Origin of the sequence: Actinopolyspora mzabensis, assembly GCF_900101095.1 — a bacterium.
Taxonomy (GTDB): Bacteria; Actinomycetota; Actinomycetes; order Mycobacteriales; family Pseudonocardiaceae; genus Actinopolyspora; species Actinopolyspora mzabensis.
In genome coordinates, this window is sequence record NZ_FNFM01000005.1 from 261,553 (window position 1) to 284,982 (window position 23,430).

Annotated in this window: 19 protein-coding genes; 7 read left to right on the forward strand and 12 right to left on the reverse strand. The window is 66.4% G+C overall.

Translation table 11 applies throughout. From position 1 onward, the window contains the following. Positions 1 to 515: 515 nt before the first annotated feature. Entirely contained in the window at positions 516 to 770 is a 255-nt protein-coding gene (locus BLR41_RS22465) for a hypothetical protein (RefSeq protein ID WP_143013039.1), read from the reverse strand. Positions 771 to 956: 186 nt separating this feature from the next. On the opposite strand from BLR41_RS22465, the gene BLR41_RS10255 reads away from it, so the two are divergent. From BLR41_RS10255 to BLR41_RS10265, 3 genes are all read left to right on the forward strand, one after another. Further along, positions 957 to 1,277 (forward strand): rhodanese-like domain-containing protein, encoded by a 321-nt coding sequence (locus BLR41_RS10255; protein WP_092627789.1) that lies wholly within the window; start codon positions 957 to 959, stop codon positions 1,275 to 1,277. A 1,863-nt stretch (positions 1,278 to 3,140) separates the two neighbouring features. After that, on the forward strand, positions 3,141 to 3,890 hold the full coding sequence (locus tag BLR41_RS10260; RefSeq protein ID WP_218120054.1) for an SDR family NAD(P)-dependent oxidoreductase: 750 nt from the start codon (positions 3,141 to 3,143) through the stop codon (positions 3,888 to 3,890). A gap of 551 nt (positions 3,891 to 4,441) precedes the next feature. Then, positions 4,442 to 4,846, forward strand: a complete 405-nt coding sequence (locus tag BLR41_RS10265; RefSeq protein ID WP_092627790.1) for a four-helix bundle copper-binding protein — start codon at positions 4,442 to 4,444, stop codon at positions 4,844 to 4,846. A gap of 588 nt (positions 4,847 to 5,434) precedes the next feature. Here BLR41_RS10265 and BLR41_RS10270 read toward each other — a convergent pair. The 6 genes from BLR41_RS10270 to BLR41_RS10295 form a co-directional block, all read right to left on the reverse strand. Beyond that, positions 5,435 to 6,313 (reverse strand): manganese catalase, encoded by an 879-nt coding sequence (locus BLR41_RS10270; RefSeq protein WP_092627791.1) that lies wholly within the window; start codon positions 6,311 to 6,313, stop codon positions 5,435 to 5,437. A gap of 318 nt (positions 6,314 to 6,631) precedes the next feature. Then, positions 6,632 to 7,528, reverse strand: coding sequence for a Rieske (2Fe-2S) protein (locus BLR41_RS10275; RefSeq protein ID WP_092627792.1), 897 nt, complete (start codon positions 7,526 to 7,528; stop codon positions 6,632 to 6,634). Positions 7,529 to 7,538: 10 nt separating this feature from the next. Further along, positions 7,539 to 8,309, reverse strand: a complete 771-nt coding sequence (locus BLR41_RS10280; protein WP_092627793.1) for a glycosyltransferase family 2 protein — start codon at positions 8,307 to 8,309, stop codon at positions 7,539 to 7,541. Then, the gene (locus tag BLR41_RS22850) at positions 8,306 to 8,878 is read right to left on the reverse strand and encodes a class I SAM-dependent methyltransferase (protein ID WP_176797931.1); all 573 of its coding nucleotides are present in this window, start codon (positions 8,876 to 8,878) and stop codon (positions 8,306 to 8,308) included. The genes BLR41_RS10280 and BLR41_RS22850 overlap by 4 nt, the downstream gene beginning before the upstream one ends. Then, complete coding sequence (locus BLR41_RS10290; RefSeq protein WP_092627795.1) at positions 8,875 to 9,609, reverse strand: PIG-L deacetylase family protein; 735 nt, start codon at positions 9,607 to 9,609, stop codon at positions 8,875 to 8,877. Before BLR41_RS10290 ends, BLR41_RS22850 begins: the two co-directional genes overlap by 4 nt. Continuing rightward, the gene (locus tag BLR41_RS10295) at positions 9,606 to 10,631 is read right to left on the reverse strand and encodes an acyl-CoA dehydrogenase family protein (protein WP_218120055.1); all 1,026 of its coding nucleotides are present in this window, start codon (positions 10,629 to 10,631) and stop codon (positions 9,606 to 9,608) included. The genes BLR41_RS10290 and BLR41_RS10295 overlap by 4 nt, the downstream gene beginning before the upstream one ends. A gap of 658 nt (positions 10,632 to 11,289) precedes the next feature. On the opposite strand from BLR41_RS10295, the gene BLR41_RS10300 reads away from it, so the two are divergent. The 4 genes from BLR41_RS10300 to BLR41_RS10315 all read left to right on the forward strand — a co-directional run bounded on the left by BLR41_RS10300 (position 11,290) and on the right by BLR41_RS10315 (position 15,635). Continuing rightward, positions 11,290 to 12,267: a TIGR03557 family F420-dependent LLM class oxidoreductase gene (locus BLR41_RS10300; RefSeq protein WP_092627918.1), complete on the forward strand. Its 978-nt coding sequence runs from the start codon at positions 11,290 to 11,292 to the stop codon at positions 12,265 to 12,267. Positions 12,268 to 12,767: 500 nt separating this feature from the next. After that, positions 12,768 to 13,832, forward strand: coding sequence for a sulfite oxidase (locus BLR41_RS10305; protein ID WP_092627796.1), 1,065 nt, complete (start codon positions 12,768 to 12,770; stop codon positions 13,830 to 13,832). 412 nt (positions 13,833 to 14,244) lie between these two features. Continuing rightward, a complete protein-coding gene (locus tag BLR41_RS10310) occupies positions 14,245 to 15,048 on the forward strand; it encodes an SDR family oxidoreductase (protein WP_176797943.1) in 804 nt (267 codons plus the stop codon). A gap of 320 nt (positions 15,049 to 15,368) precedes the next feature. Then, positions 15,369 to 15,635 (forward strand): antitoxin, encoded by a 267-nt coding sequence (locus BLR41_RS10315; protein WP_092627920.1) that lies wholly within the window; start codon positions 15,369 to 15,371, stop codon positions 15,633 to 15,635. Positions 15,636 to 16,700: 1,065 nt separating this feature from the next. Here BLR41_RS10315 and BLR41_RS10320 read toward each other — a convergent pair. From BLR41_RS10320 to BLR41_RS10340, 5 genes are all read right to left on the reverse strand, one after another. Beyond that, positions 16,701 to 17,342 carry a CDP-alcohol phosphatidyltransferase family protein gene (locus BLR41_RS10320; RefSeq protein ID WP_143013042.1) on the reverse strand — a complete coding sequence of 214 codons (642 nt, stop codon included), beginning with the start codon at positions 17,340 to 17,342 and terminating at the stop codon, positions 16,701 to 16,703. A 49-nt stretch (positions 17,343 to 17,391) separates the two neighbouring features. Beyond that, positions 17,392 to 18,615: an ATP-grasp domain-containing protein gene (locus BLR41_RS10325; RefSeq protein WP_176797932.1), complete on the reverse strand. Its 1,224-nt coding sequence runs from the start codon at positions 18,613 to 18,615 to the stop codon at positions 17,392 to 17,394. A 14-nt stretch (positions 18,616 to 18,629) separates the two neighbouring features. Continuing rightward, a complete protein-coding gene (locus BLR41_RS10330) occupies positions 18,630 to 19,907 on the reverse strand; it encodes an ATP-grasp domain-containing protein (protein WP_092627799.1) in 1,278 nt (425 codons plus the stop codon). A 9-nt stretch (positions 19,908 to 19,916) separates the two neighbouring features. After that, on the reverse strand, positions 19,917 to 22,166 hold the full coding sequence (locus BLR41_RS10335; RefSeq protein ID WP_092627800.1) for an FAD/NAD(P)-binding protein: 2,250 nt from the start codon (positions 22,164 to 22,166) through the stop codon (positions 19,917 to 19,919). Positions 22,167 to 22,239: 73 nt separating this feature from the next. Further along, positions 22,240 to 23,418 carry a 2-aminoethylphosphonate aminotransferase gene (locus BLR41_RS10340; protein WP_092627801.1) on the reverse strand — a complete coding sequence of 393 codons (1,179 nt, stop codon included), beginning with the start codon at positions 23,416 to 23,418 and terminating at the stop codon, positions 22,240 to 22,242. Positions 23,419 to 23,430: the final 12 nt, after the last annotated feature.

The following is a 23,430-nucleotide window of genomic DNA, read 5'->3' on the forward strand; positions in this document are numbered from 1 at the left end:
AGATCGTACCTCAGCCAGGTGTACGTACTCGGATCCTCCGCATGGAGCAATCACGAACTTGTGACTGAGCAGGTCACGGTGCACATTCGGGGCAGTGAGATTCACCCCGTGGGGTGACCTAAGGCAGTGTCTCATTTGGTGAGTTCTTTGTAGCAGGCGAGGGTGGCGAGGGTGAGGAAGTTGCGATGGAGGTCGGCGCGGCGTTCCCAGCCTTCGGCCGACCGTCGGAACCGGTGCGGTAGCGCGGGGCATGCTCGACGAACCGGCGAGCGGCCTGGTTGCTCTCGCGGGGTTCGCGGCGACCGATGAACGAGTGGATGCCCTGTGGGCGTAGGTAGGCACGGTAGTCGTGATCGTAGTTGTGGTCGATCACGAGAGCTTCGGGTTCGATCGGGGATGACCGCGTAGCCCGTGCACGGACGAGGCCGTCTCGATCAGCGGCAGAATTCGGGCAATGTCGTTGCGGTTGGCACTGCTGAGGATCGTCGTAACGGGAATGCCTGCGCCATTGGTGATCAGGCGGCGTTCGGTCCGTTTCTCCTCGCTCCACCGGGCATGCTCTTGTCCGGAGCCCCATTTTTTGGTGCGGACGGGGGAGGAGTCCGTGAGCAGTCGACGGCCTCGGCCGCGTTTGGTTCGACCAGCAGTACCTGAGGCAGGCTGTCGAACACACCGGCCTGCTGCCGAGCCTGCTCCACCATCGCCGCCGCAGCGGCCCGCTCCGGCGACAACTGCCGCCCCGACGGTTCGACCTGCTCTGGTGTGCTCACAGCATCAGAGGTCGTGCCCATCCCGCCGGAACCAAGCCCGGCGTGTCGGGCCGGAAACACCGCTCGAGCGACAGTTCCTCTCTGCATAGGGAGAGTGGCTATCGGGTAGCCGAGTCGGGAAGAGTCGGACCGGCGCGTTCCTGCGTCCCGGACGGTCTCGTGAGTGCTGCGGAAGGAGGCGGAGCCATGGAGCCGATGGAGGTGTCTGGGCAGGGGGAGCGGCTGCAGTTGATTGACGTGCGGGAGCCGCAGGAGTGGCAGGCCGGGCGCATTCCCGGGTCGCGGTGGATTCCGATGGGTGAGTTGCCGGATCGGCTTAACGAGATCGATCAGCAGCAGCCGGTGGTCACGGTTTGTCGCAGCGGCAGTCGCAGCGGTGAGATGGCCGAGTTCCTGGGTGGGCACGGCTATCGCGCCGACAATCTCGACGGGGGGATCCAGGCTTGGGCCGAGCAGGGCCTGCCGGTGCGCACCCCTGATGGCGAGCAGCCGGGAAGGGTGGTGTGAGCCGTGCTGTTTCAGCAGTTCTACCTGCAGTCGCTGGGGCACGCCTCGTATCTGATCGGTGACGGGAAGACCGGCAGGCACTGGTATTCGACCCGCGCCGGGACGTGAGCGGCTGCACCGAAGCGGCTCGGCAGCACGGCATGTGCATCTCCCACGTGACCGATACGCACAGCCACGACGATTACTTCTCCGGACCGACCGAGCTCACCGGACGTACCGGTTCCCGGGTGTGGGGATAATTCGCCGGCGAGTTCGGCTATTCCTACCAGGTTCTCCGTACCGGGCAGGTCGTCGAGATCGGCGATGTTGGCCTCGAGATGCTGCACGCCCCGGGCCACCCACCGGAGCACATCAGCCTACCGCTCTGTGATCGCGACATGAGCGGCCAGGAGCGATGATTCCCACATCGGCACGTTGTTGCCCGGCAATCTCGTCAGCTAAGAACAGGACGGGGCTCTGCCGCGCCGCCATGGAACCCGCACTGTTGAAGCAGTTCGGAGAGCCCGCCCCCGAGCGGATGGGGCTGGCCATGGACACGCTGCTGGAGAAGCTGTTCGACGGGATCACATCCTGACAGCCAGTACTGCAGGCGTAATGATGTCCTTCTGCTCCTCATCGGAGCATCGAGGACGCGGAAGTGGTGGGTCATCAGTACCGTGCACGGTTCTGCCGGCGGGTGCTGCGCTGCTGCGCAGCCGGCGGAGTCGGATGAGCGGTAGTGGTGCGGGATCGGTCCCGAAAACGCGGACGAGCGCCGAGCTGCCGGGATCATCGCTCGTGCGCCGACGGAACCTTCCGGACTGATCGGACCGATTCGAGGAGTCAGGGGAACGGCATCGTGCAGAAGCGCGAATTGGTCCTCGGGTTGGGAAGCGGACACGTCCATGGCGCTCGGGCTGCGGTAGGCCCGCTGGACACCGGCGATCGTCGAGCGGGCCCGCAGCGCCAAAAGGGTGGTTACTTCGTCGGCCTGATGACGCAGGGCAGGAAGGCAGGCGGGCATCGACCTCGGGTTCACCGACCGGCCCCACCACCCCGCTGACCTACCGGAGCGAAGACACCCAAAGGCAGCTCACCGGATCCACGAACCCGCGCCTGCGTACCGCCCTCTCCGAGGGGGGAAGACTCCGCGGTCCGCTACGCCCCGGACTTCGTGCAGCGGTCTCCGCTCGACTCGGTGCACCAGGTGAAGTTGCCCCGATGGAGCAGCAGAGGCTCGCCCGATTGTGCGACGCGGCTTGATGTCCGAACCTCTGCTCTGGAAGGGGAGCCACGGTCGCCCTCCGCGGTGGCGCCGAGCTTGGCAGGGCGTTGTGGGGGAAGCTGGGCGGCATCGAGGTCGGACTCGCCTTCTGGGAGTCGAGGTTGCGTCCGTCCATCACGAAGCACCAACGGATCACACGGCTGAAGCGGCAGGTGTTCGTGTCGTCGAGCCGTCCCGTTCGAGACGATTTGCTCGAGGGTTCTGCCTCCCGCCTGCACAGCGCGGGAGCGGAGATGGGCGAAGGCCTGTGCCAGGACATCGGTATGAACAAGGCGACTGTGTACGACGGCGGGTTGGTGACCCCGTTCGATAGTCCGTCGAGCACGTCCGTGTGCCGAATCCGGGCGTCTGCGGGGTGGAAGACCCCTGCGTCAGGTCGCAGAGGCACACACGGCCCCGGACAAGAATCTTGCTCTGCGCTGAATCCCCTCATGTCAGCCCCTGCGCATCCGAACCGCAAGCGCTCCGGGGCCCGGAATATGCGCAGAGCGATACGAACATGATCGCCCGCCGGATGATCTTCCCGAATGTGAGAGGACGCGGTACTGAGCGAGTACAGCCACTCGGAGACCTCCGCACCGGATTCTTCGTGGGCACTGGTGACTGGTTCGACAAGCGGGATCGGCCACGCGACGGCCCTCGGACCGGCTCAGGATGGGCACTCGGTCATGGTCACGGGACGCGATCGAGGCCGGGCGGCCGAGACGCGTCGATCCATCGAGGCCGCGGGTGGCCGTGCGATCGATCTGGTTGCTGACCTCGGTGATTCCGCAGCGGCGCGCGGTCTGGTGGCACAGATACACGAGGCCATCGAGGGTCCGCTCGACGTCCTGGTGCACAACGCCGGCGGCGGCAACTTCGCGCCGACAGAATCCACCCCGGAGGAGGTGCACCACGCGGCCTGCAACGTACACGCGAAGGCGCCGTTCATCCTGACGGGCTCCTTCGCCCCTGCGATGGCGGACCGGGGCCGAGGGGTCATCGTCAACGTGGGCAGCTTGAGCACCTCGATGGCCGTTGCGGGCACGTGCGCCTTTCAGGCCTCGAAGGCAGCGTTGTCCATGATGACCAAATCGTGGACGGCGGAATACGGTCCCCGAGGGGTGGGGGTCAACTCCGTCGATCCCGGCTTCATCCTCACTCCGGTGAACGAGGGCATCCGTGACATGTACGGGTGGGTCCTATCTCGCCTCGCTGCCTGCCGGACGTGGCGAGCCCCTGAAGACGTCGCGAACGCAGTCCGGTTCCTCGTCTCGCCCAAGGCGTCCTACATCAACGGCGTGAACGCTGATCGTGGACGGTGGCAAGACCGCTGTCGTGGCTATGTGACGGCTAGCGCCGTTCCATGACTAAGAGCTTGTCTCACGTGGTGCGTTCTTGTGGCGGATGAGAGTGAGAAAGGTGGCGAAGTGGTTGGCTGTGCGTTCGTAGCGTCGGGTCGGGCGTCGATAGCCGGATAGCCGGGCCAGGCTGCGTTCGATGCCGATGCGGGTGATCCGTGGTGATTCTTCGTCGCCGTAGCCACCGACGCAGTGCGTTGTCGTAGACGGCCCCGAGCCGTCGGCGCCACCGCCTGCCGGTCCAGCCACCGGTTGCGTCACGCCCGCTCCGCGAGCATGCTGAGTTCGCCGCCGAACAGAGGCTGGGGGCCCGGGACCGCGGCGGCACGTGGGTGGCTCGGCGACGTTTTCCGGCCACACCCGCCCACACCTCGGCTGGCTCCGTGTTCGGTGGTTCCTCGTGGGGTTCGAGGTTGCGCCTTCCCGGACCCGCGTGGCCTTCACGGATCCGCGTGCGAGACCACCGCTCGTGGTGGGCAGGGAGTGGGTGTTCTCGAGTTGCCCCGGGCCGGGCAGGGGCCATCGCCACGATCGGTGGCTGATCGCGGAAGGAGGAGGGTATGCCGTACTCGAAACAACTGCTGGAGACCCACCCCTGGGCGGGTCATGTGGATCGTGAGGTCCTCAGTGCCTGTATCGAGGCGTGCGTGGAGTGCACCCAAGCCTGCACCGCGTGTGCCGACGCGTGCCTGTCCGAAGACGACCTGCAGAATCTGCGCCGGTGCGTGCGTCTCGATCTGGACTGCGCGGACATCTGCGCGGTGACCACCCGTGTCCTGTCCCGACAGACCGCCTACGACGCGCCGACGTCGAAAGGCCAACTGGAGGCGTGCCGCGAGTCCTGCGCCACCTGCGCCAAAGAATGCGAAAGCCATGCCGAGATGCACGAACACTGCCGGTTGTGCGCCGAGGCCTGCCGCCGTTGCGAGCGGGCCTGCGAACAACTGCTGCAGGCGATGAAGTAAGCCGGCACGGCGGCGCGCCGGGACCGAATCCCGGCACGCCGCCGCTGATCCGAGCCACCGCCCGACAGGACCTCGCCCGCCCCGTCTCCCTCGTTACGGTCCTGCGAGCTGATCGAAGTCTCAGCTCGGATCGTGGGGTGCTCGCTCGGCGGAACCTCCGCTCGAAGGAGCTTCGTCGGGGTGCAGCTTGCTCTAATGGAACCGACGCGGCCCTCGTGCGGCCGCGGGTGGGGGCGGGATAGCCGCTGATCAGCGGCAGGTCTTCCCATCCGAGGCCGTCCACCGCGCGGCCGCACCAAGGACTCCCGCCTCGAAGTCACCAATGTCTCCGAGACATTCAGAGGCGCCATCAGCGCAGGCCGCCACGAGCCGTGCCCGCGGTGCGATCAGCTGCGCCTGGAGCGCCGATACGCACACCCCTTCAACGTCCGCCGTGCGGTATCGGTGGGCCCCGATCAGGCAGGCGCGGTCCTCGACGCCCCATCACACGAACATGCGACAAGCCAGGGACTCAGCACACCAGATCAGTGCTTCTTCCCCCCGTGTGAGGCGTGCGGTCCGGAGCGCGTCAATGTAACGGGTCCGACTTCATTCTTTGAAAGTGTCCTTGATCTTGTCCTTGGCCTTGCCCGCGATGCCTCGGTCTTCGGTGTTGGTGGCGTAGAGCTGGGGGTCCGGGGGTGGTGCTGAGGCCAGATCGCCGAGGGGTTCGGGCTGGTCGAGATAGTGGAATTGGTGCTGGTTGTCCGGGGCGGTGCCGGAGGCCCACTTGCCCTGGTCGGCGGTGGTGCCGTCCGAGAGGCCCCATAGGGTCTGGCTGTGCTGTTGATTCTCTTCGTCCAGCAGAGCCTCGGGGGCGATGGTGCCCGCCAGCCCGTCTTCCTGGAGCTGTTCGATGGCGGCCAGCCACTGCAGCTGGTGCATGGTGTCGCGGGCCAGGTTGAACTTCAGCATCTCTTTGATGCCGGGGTCGTCGGTCATGTTGTACAGCCGCGCGGTCTGCAGCCTGCCCTGGGACTCGGCGGCCACGTTGACCCGGAAATCCGCCAGCAGATTGCCGCTGGAGACGATGTATTTGCCGTTCCACGGTGTGCCGACGCTGTCGGCGGGCAGCGGCCCCCCGCCGCCGACGATGGCGTGTTCGGGGTCCATGCCGCCTACGACCGCGGCCAGCACCGGATCCTGGTCGACCATGCCGGCGGTAGTCTCGGCCGGGGCGCCTTCCAACAGTCGTGCGACCATCGTGGCCAGCATCTCGACATGGCCCATCTCCTCGGTGCCGATGTCGAGGATCATGTCCTTGTACTTGCCCGGTGCCCGGCAGTTCCAGCCCTGAAACAGGTACTGCATGGTCACTGTCATCTCGCCCCAGGCTCCCCCGATGAGTTCCTGCAGCTTCTTGGCGTACAGCGCGTCCGGTTGTTCGGGTTTGGCCTCGAACTGCATCCGCTGGGTATGACGAAACATCGAGTCTCTCCTCCGTTGGGCAACAGCCGACTGGGTGGTTGGGAAGTACCGGTATACGTCCGGTGAGGGCCTCGCAGCCGGTGCACCAGAGCGACGAGGGCGAGGATGTCGTTGCTCGGTGGCTGTTTCGCCGTGGTCTTGTCGGTCCGCCGGCCCTTGCTCCCCAGTTCCATCGGCCCCAGTTCCACCAGTCTCGCCCGGCTGCCGGTAGTACGCACTTTCGGAAACGGCTCGTTTTTCCTCGTCCGGCCGGGGCGGTTCGACTCGCCCAGCTGCCCGGCCGTGTGCTCCCGATGGGAATCGTCGGGCCCTGAGACCTCAACCGCCTGCCGGGACGCCGGGGATTCGGCGGACGAGCGCCTGCAGACGACCGGCCACGACGCGGGTGTGGAAGGTGGGTTGCGGCGCCGTGGCCGGGCCGTGCACGACCTCACCGTCGGCCACCCGGAACACACTGCCGTGCCACGGACACTCCACGCACGGTGACCCGTCGGGCCACGCCAGCGAACCCTGGTTGAGGGGGCCGGAGGCGTGGGCGCAGCGGTCGGCGAGCACATACAGTTCACCGCGGTCGCGCAGCACGAACACCGGCACCTCACCGGCCATGCGCCGGGTCGGAGAGCCCTCGGGCAGGTCGGCGACCTCGCCGAGATCGGTCCACTCGTCAGGTGCGATGTGCGGGACCGCATCGGCGTGATTGACACCGGTGGCCTGGTGGAACGACAGGTGCCCGCCGAGTATGCCGCCTGCCACGGTCAGGCCCAGCCCGGTCCACCCCGCCGCGATCCCCGCGGGTTCGCGCCCCGTCGCCCGCCAGCGCAGCGACAGCAGGTAGCTGGTCAGGGCGGCGGTGTTGGCGAGCGCGTGCACCAGACCGGTGCGTTGTTGTTCCTCGTGGCCCTGGGCGAAATCCGCCGCCCCGGCCACGGCCGCGGGCACACCTGCCAGTAGACCGAGCTTGATCAAAAGCTGGCTCACCCGCCGTTCGCCCACGCCTCGCCCGGGCAGCGCGTCGACGACACCGGCACACGCGAACGCGCCCATCGGGGCTTGCGCCACGGCGGGGTGCACCGGGTGACCGAGCCACACGCCGTGCAACGCGTCCTTCAGCCGCCGACCCCGGAGGGTCCGCGAGACAGCGTCACGCAGCATGCCGGCCGGTTTGTCCAGCCACGTCCATTCGGCGATCCGGTCGATGGCTGAGAGTGAGCGCATGACCGCGGGATTACCTGTACCAAGGGCGACCAAACTCGACGGTCGCGCCGGAGCGCAGCGACAGCTCGTGCAGCAGTGTCGCCAGGCCACCGGGTGCGCGCCCCCTGGTGCGACCGCTGGTCAGCACCGGGCACTCGTTGGGTTGCCGCGTGAGCCGGCCTGCCCGCAGCAACCGTGCCCACAACCCGTGGTCCTCGCCGGTGTACAGGGGCGGAAACCCGTCGGCGTCGACGAACGCGTCGGCGCGCACGCCGAGGTTGGCGCCGTAAACGTGGCGGTGGTGATCGGCCGTGATCTTTTCCGCGACCAGCGCCTCGTAACTCGGCCGTGCCCGTACGACCGGGCCGCTCCACCAGCGCACGACCGCCCGGCCTGCCACCGCGTGCACCCCGCTCCGGGCGTAGCGGACGTGCTGGACCGCCCACCTGGTCGGGACGACCGTATCGGCGTCGGTGTGCAGGATCCAGGTCCGCTCCGGAGCCGGTGATCGCAGGGACTGGAGGGCGTGCGCGGTACCTCGGTTGCGCAGCTCGCCGAGCCCGCAGGGTACCGAGTTGGGCAGCACCTCGAAGCGGTCGAAACGGTCCGCGAGGGACAGCGCCAGCCGCGCGGTGGCGTCGCCGCACCGGTCGGCCACCACGCACACGCAGGTGCGCACGGCACCGACCTCCGTCCTGAGACACCGCAGCGCAGCCGCGAGGCTGTGCAGGCATTCCGGCAGCAGTGCCTGTTCGTCGTGGGCGGGAACCACGATGGTGACCGCCTCGATGCGCCGGGTCACGCTCGCCTCAGCACGTCGACGAGGAAATCCGGTTCGGTGTGACGAACGAGGACGTCGAGGTCGGGGTGTTCCCGCAGCCGCTGATGAGCGCTGTCGCCGTTGGACGGCGCGTCGGGAGCCTGTGGCCGCCAGTGCACCGCCAGGAGATCTCCGGCTGGGCGCAGCGCTCGCACCGAGGCGGCGAGGACGGCGGCGGCATCGTCCTCGGCAAGGTAGTAGAGGATCTCGCTGAGCACGACCAGTTCCGCCGAGTCGCACTCGGACGGGAACTGGTCGGGCAGCCGCCTGCGGCGCACCTCGACGTGGTCCTGGTCCGCGACCCGGTGGCGGGCGCGCGCGGTGGCGGTCCTCGAGGCGTCGGAGGCGGCGAGCCGATCGCAGCGCCCGGCGAGCGCGGCGGTGAGTTCGCCCGTGCCGCAGGCCGGCTCGATCGCCGAGGTGTAGCGCGGTTTGGGCAGGCACGCCAGCGCCACGGCGCGTTTGCGCCACTCGTACCAGGAGCTCGCCGTCCGCCACGGGTCCGGGTCGCCCTGGTAGAGCTGTTCGAAGCGACTGGACGGCGTGCTCACGGATGCTCCTGAAACAGCACCTCGACGCCGCGTCCGAAGTGGGCCAGCACTTCCGGTGGAAGCACGGCGCCGCCGACGCCGGGCGGCGGGACGCGCTGGGAGACGAACTCTTCCAGCGCGGCGTTCTTGCGGGCCTGCTGTGCGGGGGAGAGCCGGTGCAGCACGGCACGTCGCCACGGGATCACCTCCTCGTTCGGGCGCATCCAGTGCCACATCCAGATCGGATACGACCACATCCGGCTCCGCGGCGGCCTCGTCCTCGCCGCGGCACGCCCCGCCACCTGGTGGTCCGGGTGCGGGTCCCGCGGCCACGGCGCGACGGTGGCCGTGGCGCCGGTGAGCAACGCTCGGAGACGGTCAGCCAGCGCTGCTTCGTGCGAGACCAGTTCCGAATCCGGCAGGCCGAGCCAGGTCACCGGCACGGCGGGCAGCCCGTGAACGCGCAGCGCCGCGTGCAGTTCGCGTCGCCGGGTGCGTGCCAGCTCCGCGCGGTCGGCCTTGTTCAACTCCGGGTAAGCGGCCTCGCCGTCGGTGGCCACGACGATCCGGAGCTCGCCGGGCAGTCTCCGCAGCTCCTGGAGCACTCCGCCCAGGGCGAGGCACTCGTCGTCGGGGTGCGCGGCCACCACGACGACTCGGCCACCCAGCTCCGGCACGCCGGGCGGCAGGCCCGATACGGTGCGCATCCACTCGGATTCCGAGGTCGTCGGGTGCGGGTCGTAGGTACTCACGTCGCACGCTCACCCGCCCGTGCCAACAGGAGGCTTCTACCGAGATCGGCCAGTTCGCGCTCGGCGTGGTGCTGTCGCACGTAGACCTCCAGATCGGCCAGCCGCCGGGTGAATGCGGCATCGCGGCTCAACGGTCCGGGCCCGGTCACTCGGGGCGCCCGTGCCAGCACTTCGCACGCGGCGCGTTCCGCCGCCGAGCGGCATGTTCCAGCGGTGATCGCCCGGTCCGTCCCGGTTCCGGAGGTGTCCACGGCCTCGGCCGCGGTCGCCAGCGTGCTGTCCACCGCCTCCACCGCCACGTGCATCGCCGCCAGATGCGCGAGCTGGTGCTCGTCGGGAGCACGTGCGGCCAGGTGCTCCGCGACCCGGTCCACGACACCCGCCGTGCCGCCGAGCCACACCGCCGCCACCCCCATCGCTCCGAGCCGGAAGCCCGGTCGCCCGGTGTAGAAGCCGGGCGGGCCCACGCGGTCCTCCTCCCGCACGGGAACTTCGTGCAGCTCCACGTCCCAGGAACGCGAGTCGGCCATCCCCGCTGCGTGCCAGGTGTCCGGCAGCGGCCGAATCCGCGCATCCGGCAGCGCGATCTTGATGACGACGTCGTCCGCCGCGCCGGCGGAGCCGTCCGGCCGTGCCACGACCAGCGCCCTGTCCAGCTGCCCCGCTCCGGAGCAGAACGGGATCGTGCCGGTGAGCACCGGCCCACTGTCCGGCCTGTCGGTCAGCACGGCGCCCTTGCCGGAAGCGCGAGACGCCCAAACCCCGTACAACGCCCCCGGCTCCGGCTTGGCACCGGACTCGTGCAGGATCGCCACGGCGTCGGTGTGGCCTTCCACCAGACGTCCCAGCGCCAGGTCGGCCCGCCCGTAGCGGCACAGCGCGGCCCAGCGGCGGGCCGTGTCGCCGCCGCCGGGCAGCGGAATCTCCAGCTCCCCGGCCTCCAGCGCCCCGCGCAGCGCCGCGAAGACGTCGCCCCACCCGCTCGAGGTTCCCTCGGACGTGGTCGGCCGCGCGATCCGCAACACTGGGCACCCCCGTGTGGGTCGATGGCGTTGCCGCTTTACATCCCCCGTTCGGCAGGAACGTAAACGCCGTCGTCCCTCGGAGCTGTCCGACGATCGTTCCGGTGGCGGACGGAGCATTCCCCCCGCGGTAATCGTCCGTAATGAGTGTCGAGCCCCGCGAGGTACGACAGCTCGCGGTGGCCCTCGGTTCTCGGAGCCGGAAACGAAGATTGTTCCGAACGGTTTCGTTCCTCCGGATGAGAGGGGACGGGGGTGTGCCGGTGTGTCGTTTCTCCGATTTCCGGGTACCGCACTGAGCAGGAAGTGCTTTCCCGAGAGGAACGGATCGGTGTTTCGCGCAGGGGATCGATTCGGCACACGGAGGTTGTGATGAGCGGGGATGCCGAGGTTATGTGGCGGCGAGAGCCTCGTTACGCGGCAGAGGTACCCGAGGCGGGGCCGAGAACCGAACACCGCGTGACGTTCGGCCGGGAGAGATTGGACGAGCCGACTCCGTCGGTTCCCGAAGAACGCGACACGGTTGTCGAAAACCGTGCACTACCCGCCAGTGAAGGAGCCCTGCATCGGGCCGCCGCGCGATATCGATCTCGGGGAGCTCCGAAACCGGGACGCGCACTCCGTCCCGGCACCGCGCGTCCGGCTCGGGGGTGACGAAATGACGGGTATCGGTTACACGCTCCTGACCGAGCAGTCCGGACCACGTTCCCTCGTCGAGCACGCGGCCTCGGCCGAACGTACCGGATTCGACTTCGCGGTGATGAGCGACCACTACTTCCCCTGGTTACGTCCGCAAGGTCACGCCCCGTACGCGTGGAGCGTGCTGGGTGCGGTGGCCCAGGTGACCAGTGACATCGAGTTGATGACCTATGTGACGGCTCCGATCATGCGCTATCACCCTGCCGTGGTGGCGCAGAAGGCGGCGACGCTCGGTCTGCTGTCCCGGGAGCGCTTCCTGCTCGGACTCGGTGCGGGCGAGAATCTCAACGAGCACGTCATCGGCCGCGGCTGGCCGCCGGTGAACGTCCGGCACGAGATGCTCTCCGAGGCCGTCGAGATCATTTCCGCGCTGTTCGAGGGCGGCAGCGTCGACTACGTCGGGAGGCACTACCGGGTGGACTCGGCGAAGCTCTGGGACCTGCCCAAGCGGAGAGTGCCCATCGGAACGGCCGTTTCGGGGGCGCAATCGATCCGACGATTCGCCGCGGCCTCCGATGCCATGATCGCCGTCACGCCCGAGTCGAGACTGTGCGAGGACTGGGATCGTGCCTCGAACACGACCGGCGACCGCAAGATCGGGCAGTTGCCGATCTGCTGGGACCCCGACCGCGACGCGGCGGTGGAACGCGCGCACGAGCAGTTCAGCTGGTTCGCCGGTGGTTGGAAGGTCAATTCCGAGCTGCCCGTGCCGGACTCTTTCGCCGCGGCGACCAAGTACGTCCGTCCCGAGGACGTGGCCTCGGCGATCCCGTGCGGCCCGGAAGTGGGGCCGATCGTGGAGGCGGTCTCGTCCTTTCGGCAGGCGGGGTTCACCGATGTGGCACTGGTGCAGATCGGGGTGGACAGCGATCCGGCGGGCTTCTTCGCATTCGCCAGGGAAGAGTTGCTGCCCGCCCTGCGAGCCGCCGGGCGTTGACGGTTCCCCGGAGCGAAACAGCGGACTCAGCCGGAACGCGGCCGTGGCGACCAGGGGAGTCGCTCGCCCGTGCCACACCCGGTGGTGCGCGTGTTCGTCTCCGTCGTGCCTTCTGTTCCCGAAGTGCGGGCAGGCCCGCTCTCGTTCTTCCCGGCGCCTGCGCACGATTTCCTTCCGCACGCACCACGTTTCCCACCCGGCGGCACGGCACTCACCCCGGTCGGCTCGGCCCCGCCCGGTCGAGCGACATCGTCCTCGACCGGCCTGGCCCACGTTCGCTCCGGTGGGCGGGGCCTCCTGCGGGGGTCGCTCCGCCGAGTTGGCGGTACACGTTGTACCGGAATCCCAGCGTGGACGCGGAAACAGGCCTACGACGGGTATCGGGGTGGAGAATACGGCGACGAGCTCCTCGGCTTCTCACACCCGGCGCGCCGCGCTCGGCGGCTCGCGGTGCACACGGGAAGAGGTGATCGTGAATGCTCTGGGGGAAACGTGAAGACATGATCGTACACGCGGTGGAACCGCTCAACGTAGAACCACCGCGTGCGGCGCTCGCGGCGAGCATCGTTACCGACACCGGCACGTTCTTCGTGCGCAATCACGGTCCGGTCCCGGAAGTCGAGCCACGGGAATGGCGTTTGCGGGTGCAGGGCGAGGTGGAGCACTCGCTGGAACTCTCGTTGCCCGAGCTTCGTTCGCGTTTTCCCGTGCGTGAGATGGTGGCCACCATCCAATGCGCGGGTAACCGACGCGATGGGCTGATGCGGGTGCGCGACATCCCGGGCGAACTCCCGTGGGGAGCCGGCGCGGTCTCCACCGCCACGTGGACGGGCGTACGACTCCGGGACGTGCTGGCCGCCGCCGCGCCGACGGCCCACGCCGAACACGTCGAGTTCGAGGCCCGCGACGTTTCGCGCATCGCGTCGCCACCGCAGCGTTTCGGGGGATCGGTGCCGATGGTCAAGGCGCAGGGGGATGAAGTGTTGCTGGCCTGGGAGATGAACGGAGAGCCGTTGCCCGCCGTGCACGGCGCTCCGCTTCGGGTGGTGGTGCCTGGTTACATCGGTGCCCGCAGCGTCAAGTGGGTGGATCGCATCACCGTGAGCCCGCGTCCGTCGGACAATTTCTTCCACACCACCGCCTACCGACTACTGCCCGCCGAAGCGGATCCGGGCATTCCCGGCCACGAGATGGGTTTTTCGCTGGGGCCGCTCGCGGTCAATTCCGATGTCCTCGTCCCGCCCGAGGACGAGATGCTCCGCGCGGGCCCGAAAACGATCCGCGGCTACGCCCTGGCGGGAGAAGCCCACGGGATCACCAGGGTGGACGTCTCCACAGACGAAGGCCGAAACTGGACTCAGGTGACAATGGAGAAACAGGCTGCCCACTGGGCATGGCGCCACTGGCATCTGACGCTCGATCTACCACCCGGACGGATACCGATCAATGCCCGTGCCTGGGACACCAGCGCCACCGTGCAGCCGGAAACTCCCATCCAGCTCTGGAACCCCAAGGGCTATATGAACAATGCCTGGGCCCACAGGGTGCTGTGGGTCCGGCGGTGAACCGCGCCTTCCCACGTCCGCCGGAGAGAGCACGTGGCATCCCGCGGGCGAAGTCGTGCCCACGGTTCGCTCGACGGTTCCACGCGCTCGAAGTGCCCGGTGATCGCCACAACGGCCAACGGTCGGCTGCCACGGGGCAGGGATTCAGTTGCGGCGCGATGTGGTTCGTCCGTACTCGCGAAACGCTTTCCGGGAGGACACTCGGCCCTGATCGAGCACTCGCGCCGAAACACGGCGTCCGGGCCGCTGCGAGGTGGAGCGGTGGCGAAACCGTCTTTCCCTCGTGGTTTCGCGGTTCCGACAGCGGGAAATACCTGTTCGCGACACGGTTCAACAGTGCCGGGAGGTAGCGGTGGAGCAGCCGGAGAGTGTTCCCGCACAACAGCAGCAACCGCCGGGACGCACTGATGAGATGCGCCCGACACCTCGTGACGAGATGCGACATTACCGGGGTAATGGGCTGCTCGACGGTAAGCGGGCCCTGATCGTCGGCGGAGATTCGGGGATCGGTCGTGCGGTGTCGGTGGCATTCGCCAAGGAAGGCGCCGATGTCGCGATCGCCTACCTCGCCGATCTCGAGGACGACGATGCCGAGCACACGGCAGGTCTGGTGCGTGCGCAACAGCGCCGGTGCGTCCTGTACAAGGGCGATATCGCCGAGGAAGCCTACTGCGCGGAGTTGCCGGGGCGAACGGTGGATGATCTCGGCGGGTTGGACGTGCTGGTCAACCATGCCGGGGTCCAGTCGTATCGGGAGGACTTCACCACCATCGACACCGCACAGTTCGACCGGACTTTCAAGGTCAACGTCTACGCTCCCTTCTGGCTGATCCGGGCGGCGCTCGCACACCTCCCGAACGGTGGGGCCGTGATCAACACGGGCTCGGTCAACGGACTGCGCGGCAACAAAGCTCTCATGGACTACTCGGCGAGCAAGGGTGCCGTGCACATCCTGACCAAATCGTTGGCCCAATCGTTGACCAGCAGCGGAATCCGAGTGAACTGTGTGGCTCCGGGGCCGGTGTGGACGCCCTTGATCCCCGCGACGATTCCAGCGGAGAAGGTCGAGGGGTTCGGGGAACAGACACCGATGGGGCGAAAAGCCGACCCCGACGAGATCGCGCCGTCCTACGTTTTCTTCGCCTCCGATCGGCTCTCCAGCTATTACACCGGCGAAGTGCTCTCGCCCGTCGGCGGGGAAACCCACCCCGGCTGAGCCGCACCGGCACCGTTTCGGGTGCCGATCGCCGGCGGACCCAGCGTGACCAGGACCGGATGCGTTCGGCCGGGGGTGCGCGGGTGATGAGGTTGCCAAGCGGGTGGCGTAGCTCTGCTGCTGGCAGTGTGTTACGCCTCCGGGCCACCCGATGGGAACACCGTGCCGCCGAGGATCGTTGACACCACGAGGCGTAAGCGCGGCCGCTCAGGTGCGAGGAGGGGCGGCGAGTTTGACCGCCCCTTGATCAGGGTAAGGCGGTGGCACGTCCGAGGGCCGTGGAACGGCCCGTGTACCGACTCGGCGAAGGAGAGGCCGACATGAGCATGATGGACAAGCTGAAGGGACTCGTCGGTAAGAGCCCGGACAAGGTCAAGCAGGGGATCGACAAGGCGTCGACCTTCGCCGACCAGAAGACCGGCGGCAAGTACCACGACAAGATCAGCAAGGGAACCGAGCAGGTCCGGAACTTCGTCGACAAGCAGGGCTCGCAGTCACAGGGCGAGCAGGGGGGTCAGCAAAGCCCCGGGCAGCACGGACCCGATCAGCGTGGTGACCAGTCCCAGGGCGGGCAGTCCCGCCAGTAACGGGTCTCGCGGAAGGACAGGGAGAATCGGACGTTCCTCTGGTCGGGCGGCCGGCTCAACCGGCTTCAGGTGCCGGTCACGTGCTCGCCCTCGAAGCGGCTACCAGCAGCGGTACTCGCAAACGTTCAATTCCTCCCCTGTTCTTCCGCCGGCCTCGTCCTTGCCGACGCCCTGGCCTCTCGCCTTCTCGCCAGCGACACAGGCCTGCGATAAAGGCCCATGAGGAGTAGAACGGATTCTGTCCGGGGCTCGGTGCTCCTGTCCACCAGTCAGGCGCAGTTCCGCGCTGCGAGGAGCCCGCCGTCCCGAAACCTTGATCGGACCTCCGTACGGCGAACAACACCCCGACGTCGACCCGCGCGAAAAAATCGTCGAACACAGTTTCGTCGATGACGCACGCGGTGACGATGTCCGCCTTCCAGGTAAGCGGATCCACTCCGATTCCCAGCACCCACCGGCGCACCTGTCCGGTCGAGCGGGTCGCATTCAATTCCCGGTGCGGCCACTGCCCACGGCATTCCGGCCGCGGCAGGCCGCGCCCGTAACATGCATCGAGGCCGCGGAACTCCTAGGCCCACTCGCGCGACACCATCCGCCGCGGGTCGAGGTCCTCGGCGGCGGAGAGCTCGTCGGCATCGGCCGGACCGAACCCGCCCGCGGGCACGGCTCGGAGCATGCCCGGAGCCACCACCCGCTCGTCGCTCCTGCGGTCCGGGAAGAAGCCCGCACACCGCGCCGCCAGCGAATCGTCAGGGTGAGTTCTCCCGGCTCGGTCGCACGTCGGGACAGGTCGAAGGGCCCGGCGACGAACCGTCTCACAACCACCGGCGCACGGGTCGGCCGCATCCGTGGCCCGACGGAAGCTTCATAAGCCAGGAACTCCGTGGTGGCGAGGTGGTCGAAGTAGTTCCCGAGCGCGCCCCGCAGCTTCAATCGCCCGCCGAGGGAATCGATGCCTACAGGGGGATGGATCCGTCCGTGGAAGAGCTGGTCCACTCCAGCGATCCGGATCAGGGCATTACGTTGCAACACCTTGCGGCGTCGAGAGGGGACGGGTCCAGTGTTCTATTCGTTCAGGGAGATTCCGATCAGCACCGTTGACAGGATCACCAGTACAAAAACCAAAGCTCGCAAACCAGCACCCTTGAATTTCGGGACTCGGAACGGGAGAACATTGGCCGTTGCCACCAGGATGGCCGCGATGGCGAGTGTGACGGCGAACCCTTGGTCACTCAGTAGCGGCGAGAACAGTGTCACGGTCGCCGCGACCAGTAGGTTGTAGATTATGGGGGCGCCGATGAAGTAGTCGGCTTGCATACCGTAGACGTTGAAATAAGCCAATCGCAGTACCGGAGCCCCGATCGTCACCAAAGCCACGGGCAGAAATGCGGGATGAAAATCGCCTGCGGCCAGCACCAGTACCGCTACAGCCACGCCACCGCATACTGCGTCCACCAGTGAGTCGAGCTGGCCACCGAACTCCCGCAGAGCCTCGGAACGACGCGGGCTCCTGCGGGCGATCACACCGTCCAAGCTGTCGAAAACACCTGACCACAAGCCGGCCGCTGCTGCCAGCGCGAGCTGCCCGGAGAAGGCCAAGTACATCATGAGCATGCCGCAGGCGAGTCCGGCGAATGTGCAGAGATTGGCGCCATCGCGCAAAAACGACAGCATGCTGGGGCGAGACGTGGTCGTGGACGAGGTCACGGAGCACCTTTCTTCTTGCCGGACCGAGCCGGTGGTCAGCAGCGAGTCGCTAACGAACGTCGAGAGCGTTTTCGGTCCATTCGGCTGCCTGTTCCAGCACCGTGAGTACTTCGCGTCGACTGCTGCCGGTAGCAGCGATCGCGACCATGCAGTCGATGCTGGAGCGGGGCTCGCCGAGGCGTTCGCCGCTGCTGACTCGTGGTTCGTAAACCGCTACCCCCGGAACCGGACAGCTCGGGGGTATTCCCGAGACAGTGCCCGGACGAGGTGGGACAAGTACGTACCCGCTTTGAGTCATGGGGCGACGAGGCGGGGCGAATCGGCTCTCGCCGGATGAGAAAAGGGCCCGTACGTACCATTCGACGAGATCCACACCGAAGGCCAGCTCGATGATATCGCGGACTTTGGCGCCGCCGATACGGCACCCGATCTCGTTCAGCATCAGTTCCCCGTCCTCGGTCAGAAAGACCTCGGCGTGGAAGATACTGGTCGCTGGGGTGGGCAATGCGTCGACGGCGGCCTCGACCAAGCCGATCAGCTCGGAGCACCATGGGTCATCCGGTTCGAGAGCAGCCGCCACCAAATTGGCACCGTCCTCGAATCCCAGACAGGACGTGGTGCTGGACGGCCAGCAGACTCTGATCACCCCGTCGACAACGATGCCGTCCACGTTGTACATCGTGTTGGGAATGTATTTCTCCGCCAGCAGGTGGGCCGGGTGATCGCCGTACAGCGGACCGTCCGCGAGGAATTCGTGCAGCTCGTCGGAATCCCTGAGGACGTTCACACCCTCGGAGGAAGCTCCACGCCGCGGTTTGACGACCACGGGCAGGTCCGAGTCCCGCACGAACGACAGAAGTCCGGTGGCGTCGTCGACAGCATCGAATTCGGCGACCGGGATCCCCCTTTCTGTCAAGCACCGCTTCATCTCGTGTTTGTCCCGGTACGGTATGACGCTGTCGGGGTGCTGGCCGGGTAGATTCCAGTCCTGCCTGAGCCGCGCTGCTCGTAGCAGATCGAACTCCGACATCGCCAGTACGGAATCGAAAGCGACCTCGCGGTGTAGTCGATGCGCGTGAGACTCCAACAGCGCGGAGGAGGAGTAGGCTTCGATCTCCACCACCTCCTCGAAACCTGCCAGTTCGGCCGCGCGCCGTTCGGCTTCCTCGCTGACGGCGGAACTGCTGGTGATCAGCCACAGCTCGTGTCCGTCGATCCATTCCCGGTACCGGACACTGCTCAGGGGAAAGCGGTTGAGCACAAGGATTCGCATGTTTTTCTGCCCTGTCAGACGTACTGGGTTACGGTGTCGGCGGGGTCCCATGCGAGACGCAGTTCCCGAGCCGCGGCCTCTGCTCGTGATATCGCCTGGTGTCCGCTGTCACCGACTGCGATCACCCAGGCCGCGCGGTCCTGATTGGAGCCGTTGGCCTGGTGAACCTGACCGATACCGATGCGGTGGTGTACCTCGACGACGCCGGGTAACTGCTCGACCTGCCGGATCCCCTCCACCGCCGTGAGCCGTCCCGACTCCGGAGCGAGTTGGAAGGCCACAGCGGCGTACTGGTCCCGGTCCGGGCGAGCGTGGCGTGGTCGCCCAAGCAGCGCGTCGACCTGCAGACCGGTCATGTCGATCCCTCGCGCCAACCGAACCAGTTCCGGTATGCGGTCCCCGGCGAGGCGGCTGTTGACTTCGATGACTCGGGCGTCGTCGCCACTACTGGTGAGGCGGACCTCGACATGAGCAGCGCCCCAATCGAGTCCGAGGGTGCTCACGGCGTGCCTTGCCGTCTCGGTGACCAATCGTCGAACGTGTTCAGGGGCATCGGCGGGAAACAAGTGGCCCATCTCGATGAAGTTGGGGGGAGGCCCGCAGCGTTTCTCGGTCAGCCCGAGGACCTCGCCGTCGAAGACCTCCGCGGAGAATTCCGGTCCAGCCACGTGTTCCTCGACGGCCACCTGCGGATCGACAGGTATTCGAAGGTACTCGTCCAATTCGAGAATCGTTCGACTGATCCGTTGGACTTCCTCGGGCGTGTCACAACGGCGCACGTAAACACTTCCGGTCAACCCGGTGGGTTTGACCACGACAGGAAAACCGATGTCGGAAGCCGTCGCGACAGCCTCACCGACGGTCTCACAGATACCGAAGGCGGGATTGAGGTTCGCCACCCCGTCCAGTGCGTGACGCATCGCCGACTTCGAGCGACAATTACGCACCGCAGCCGGCGCAGGGCCGGGCAGCCCCAGCTCGGCCGCCACCTCGGCCCCTCGCACTGTGTAATATTCGTAAAGTGAGGTTACCGCCAGTAGTTTTCCGGTCGCCGCGATGCGACGGCACTCTGCCAGAACAGCTGCCGTGTCGGCGGTATCGCAGCGCCGTAGTTCCGCGCCGGCCTCCCCGTACTGCCGCACGAGATATTCCGGCAGTCGCTCAGGGGCCGCGACCAGCACCACGGTTTCAACGCCTTCGGCGGCCAACAGACGAGCGGCGTCTGTACCGGCACCGGTCAACGGTGACTCGACAAACACGACAACACGGTCGTTGCGGGATGGTTGTTGCATTTGACTCTCTCACCGTGCGAACTGTTCGACGTGTTGCTCGTTCGATGTTTCCTGCTGCTGGTGATGCTCGGCCAGGTCCTCCCAGAAGTCCCGTAACCATCTCAGGACATCCTGCATGACATGGTGATTCTGATTCGGACGTAGCGCTCCGAGCTGAAAGAACATCACGCCCTCACTGGGAGGACCGAGGAACGTCAATCGATGATCGATGCTTCCGTCGGCCCGGACCGGGTGGAAGTCGGCGCTCAGATCGAGTCCTCCCGGTTCGAAGTCCCGTCCGTCCGACCCGGGATTGCGCCACTTGCGAACCAAACCGCGCCGCAGCATGTTCGAGTACAGTGGCAACACGTCGTGCTCAGGACTGAACGGATGGACCCGGGAATCCACGAGCAAGTCGAGGTCGATACGGGCTCCGGTGTGGGGGCCGGAGACCTCGAATCGTCCGCTCCGCTCGTTGACTTCCAGGTTCGCCTCCGGACCGGCCGAAACGTCCACCAGCCCGTATCGGACCAGCGCCTCGATCTTTTCCATGACTTCCAGGGCCGCGCCATTGCACAGCCGATTGTGGTGGCGCATGTAGGTGTCGAGAAAGCGGCGGTGCGATTCGGCGCGTAATCCGCCGAAGTCCACCGCGTATGCCAGTACCGGTCGCAGATCCCGCCACACGTTGTCGGCGGCTGCTTTAGACGGGTTCTCGGTGTTGTCCTGGACAGCGAACCTGTGGTCACGGTCCATGAAGTCGAGCACTGCGTCCCGGTACTCGGCCGCGTTCCCAAAGCTGTCGTGATCGATCGGTCGGATCGTACTTTGCCACACGAACAGGTTGTCCCGCAGCATACGGGCATGCCGCCACGGAGAGTGCAGCCCTGTGATCACGTCGACCGGTGCCGATGCCGACATGAGCCGTTCCAACGCCCGGTACGCGGCCTCTCGGCCGAACACCACCTCCAAGTAGCGTTCCAACGCCTTCCGCAGGTCCCATCCGTCCGAGGTGGCGTCGGCGGCCGCATCGGCGAGTGTTCTCCGGCCGGTCAGTACGGAGTCGATCACGTCGGCCGCGTAGCGGACCGTGGTGTTCACTGTTTCCAGCAGTACTTCGGCTCCACCCTCGTAAGAACGCGGATCACCTCCGCGGAGGAAGTTCTCGTAAGCAGGCCGAGCCCGACGGTCCAACTCGCGAGCGAAATCGGCCCCGAGCAGTGTTCGGTAATAGACGCTGCCCATTTCCAGCAGAACGATCGGTAGCAGGTGCCGTTCGAAATCGAGCTGGCGCCGTACACCGGCGCTTCCCACATCGATCGGTTCTCCTACGCTCTCGCGCAGCGCGTCGACCGCGGATTCGACCAGGAAGACGCCGCGGTGTTCCAGTCTCTCCGGATCACGTTCCTTGGCGTTGTAGGGGCGAGCGAACGTGAACAGTCCCGCTTCACCGAAAACCACTACCGAGTTCGGCTCGCTTCCCGAAGGGTGATAAACGAGGTGGTCTCCATGGCGTTCGAACCGTCCGCCGCGTCCTTCGCTGAGATAGAGCACGACGTCGATCGCGGTCAGGCCCATACCCGCGCATCCGACCACGGTTTCGGGGGTCACCTGCCGCGGTCCGAGATGGCGCTCCAGTGGGTATACGGACGACACGTAGGTGGCACCCGTCCGATCGGCGAATTCGGCGAGTCTGCTGGTTCGTGGTTGGGTTCTGGCCTCGTTGGAGGAATGTCCGGTGACGAACAGTACGTGGTCGGCGTGCAATGCCGCTGATTCTTCGTCGGTGTCGATCGTGAAGCCCTCGGTCACCTCGTGGATGTCGGTGACTTCGGCGTGCCGCAGTCGTACCGTAGTCGTGGGATGGTCGTTCAGCAGCTCGACGTAGGTGTGGAAGCACTCCTGGAGAGCCATGCCGTGGACATAGCGTTTCGGCCAATCTTCGGGACGCAGGTCGAATACCGGATCGCCGGTCTCGGCGAACTTGCGACGACACCATTCGTGCAGAGTCGGCCGAAGACGTTCCTCCAACAACGGTTCCGCCCCGTCGACGGTCTCGTCGGCGGCGAAGGCGACCTGCCCCACGATTCGGTTGAGAAAACTGCTGGCCGGTTGCGCGCTACTGTGCACCTGGCCGTCTCCGAAACGGCCGGAGCGGTCGAACACGTGAATTTCGAGCGCCGAGTGTTCGGTCATCCTCCGGGCAGTGGCGGCCAGTCGTTCCAGCACATAGGTCGCACTGGGGCCACCGCCTACGATCGCGAGTCGTAGGGGGCGCATACTCGGTTTCCTCTCCGGTCGTCCGACGAGCAATGCTTTCTGGTGGAATCACCGCACCAAGTGTTGGCTGTCGTCATGTCGAAGTCGACGCCCGGGCTTTTCGTAGTACATCGTCGAGCGCTGCGAGGAAACGATCGATGTCGCTGTCGGATATCAGCCCCATGTTCGCGATGCGAAACACCTCGCCGAGCCGCTCCTGGCAGGCGTAGACGATGAAGCCCTTCTCCTTGAGGGAATCGTGTAGGTACCGGTAGGTCGTCCTCTCCGGAACCCGTACGTGCGTCACGCTGTTGGCACGATGGTGAAGTGGGAGCAGGAATCGCAAACCGAGATCGGTGATCCCGTTTCTGATACGGGCGGCTCTTGCCTCGTAGCGCTCGCGGCGTCGGTGCACGCCTTCGGACAGTGCCAGGTCGAGTGCGCGGTCGAAGGCGTAGAGAACTTGCACGGCGGGAGTGAACAGCGGGGCCTGGTCGTCCTCTTGGGAACGATAATGGCTGTACAGGTCGAGGTAGAAGGTTCTCGAAGTCGTTCCCTCGAGCGATTCCAGCCCCGTTCGGGAAGCGCACACGAAGCTCACACCCGGCAGGCCTTCGAGGTTCTTGTTCGCGCTCCCCACGCACCAGTCGACGTGATCGGTGCTGACGTCGAGTTCCTCGGAGCCGAGACTGCTGATGGCGTCGACCACGAGTGATCTGTTGTGGCGGTGTACGATCTCGCCGATTCGGCGCAGTGGGTTGAGCATTCCGGTACTGGTCTCGTGATGGACCATCGCCACGTGCGTGACGTCCTGGTCCGCGGCGAGCAGCTCGTCGACCGAGTCGATGTCAATGGGTTCGGTCCAACCGAACTCCAGACGTCGGTGAGCGATACCATGGCAGAGCGTGATTCGATACAGGCGCTCGCCGTAGTTGCCGTTGTCGAGAACCAGAACCTTACCGTCGGCTGGCACCACCGAGCTGAGCACTGCCTCCAGGGCCGCTGTTCCCGAACCTGCCAGTACCACTCCGACGTGATCGGTGACCGCACCACCGCATATCGCGACGATTTTCTCGCGCACTGCTTTCATCAGATCGGCGGCTTCCTGCTCGCGATGGCACACATCGGGATAAGACATCGCCGCGCGTACATCGGAGTGAACCACTACAGGACCGGGGTTGAGTAAAACGGTGGGATCCGGCTTCGGTATCGCTCTTACTGAAGAGACCTCCGGTAATCCCGTATCAGTCACAGGTTCGCGTCCTTTCTGCATGGCCGCAGGTTA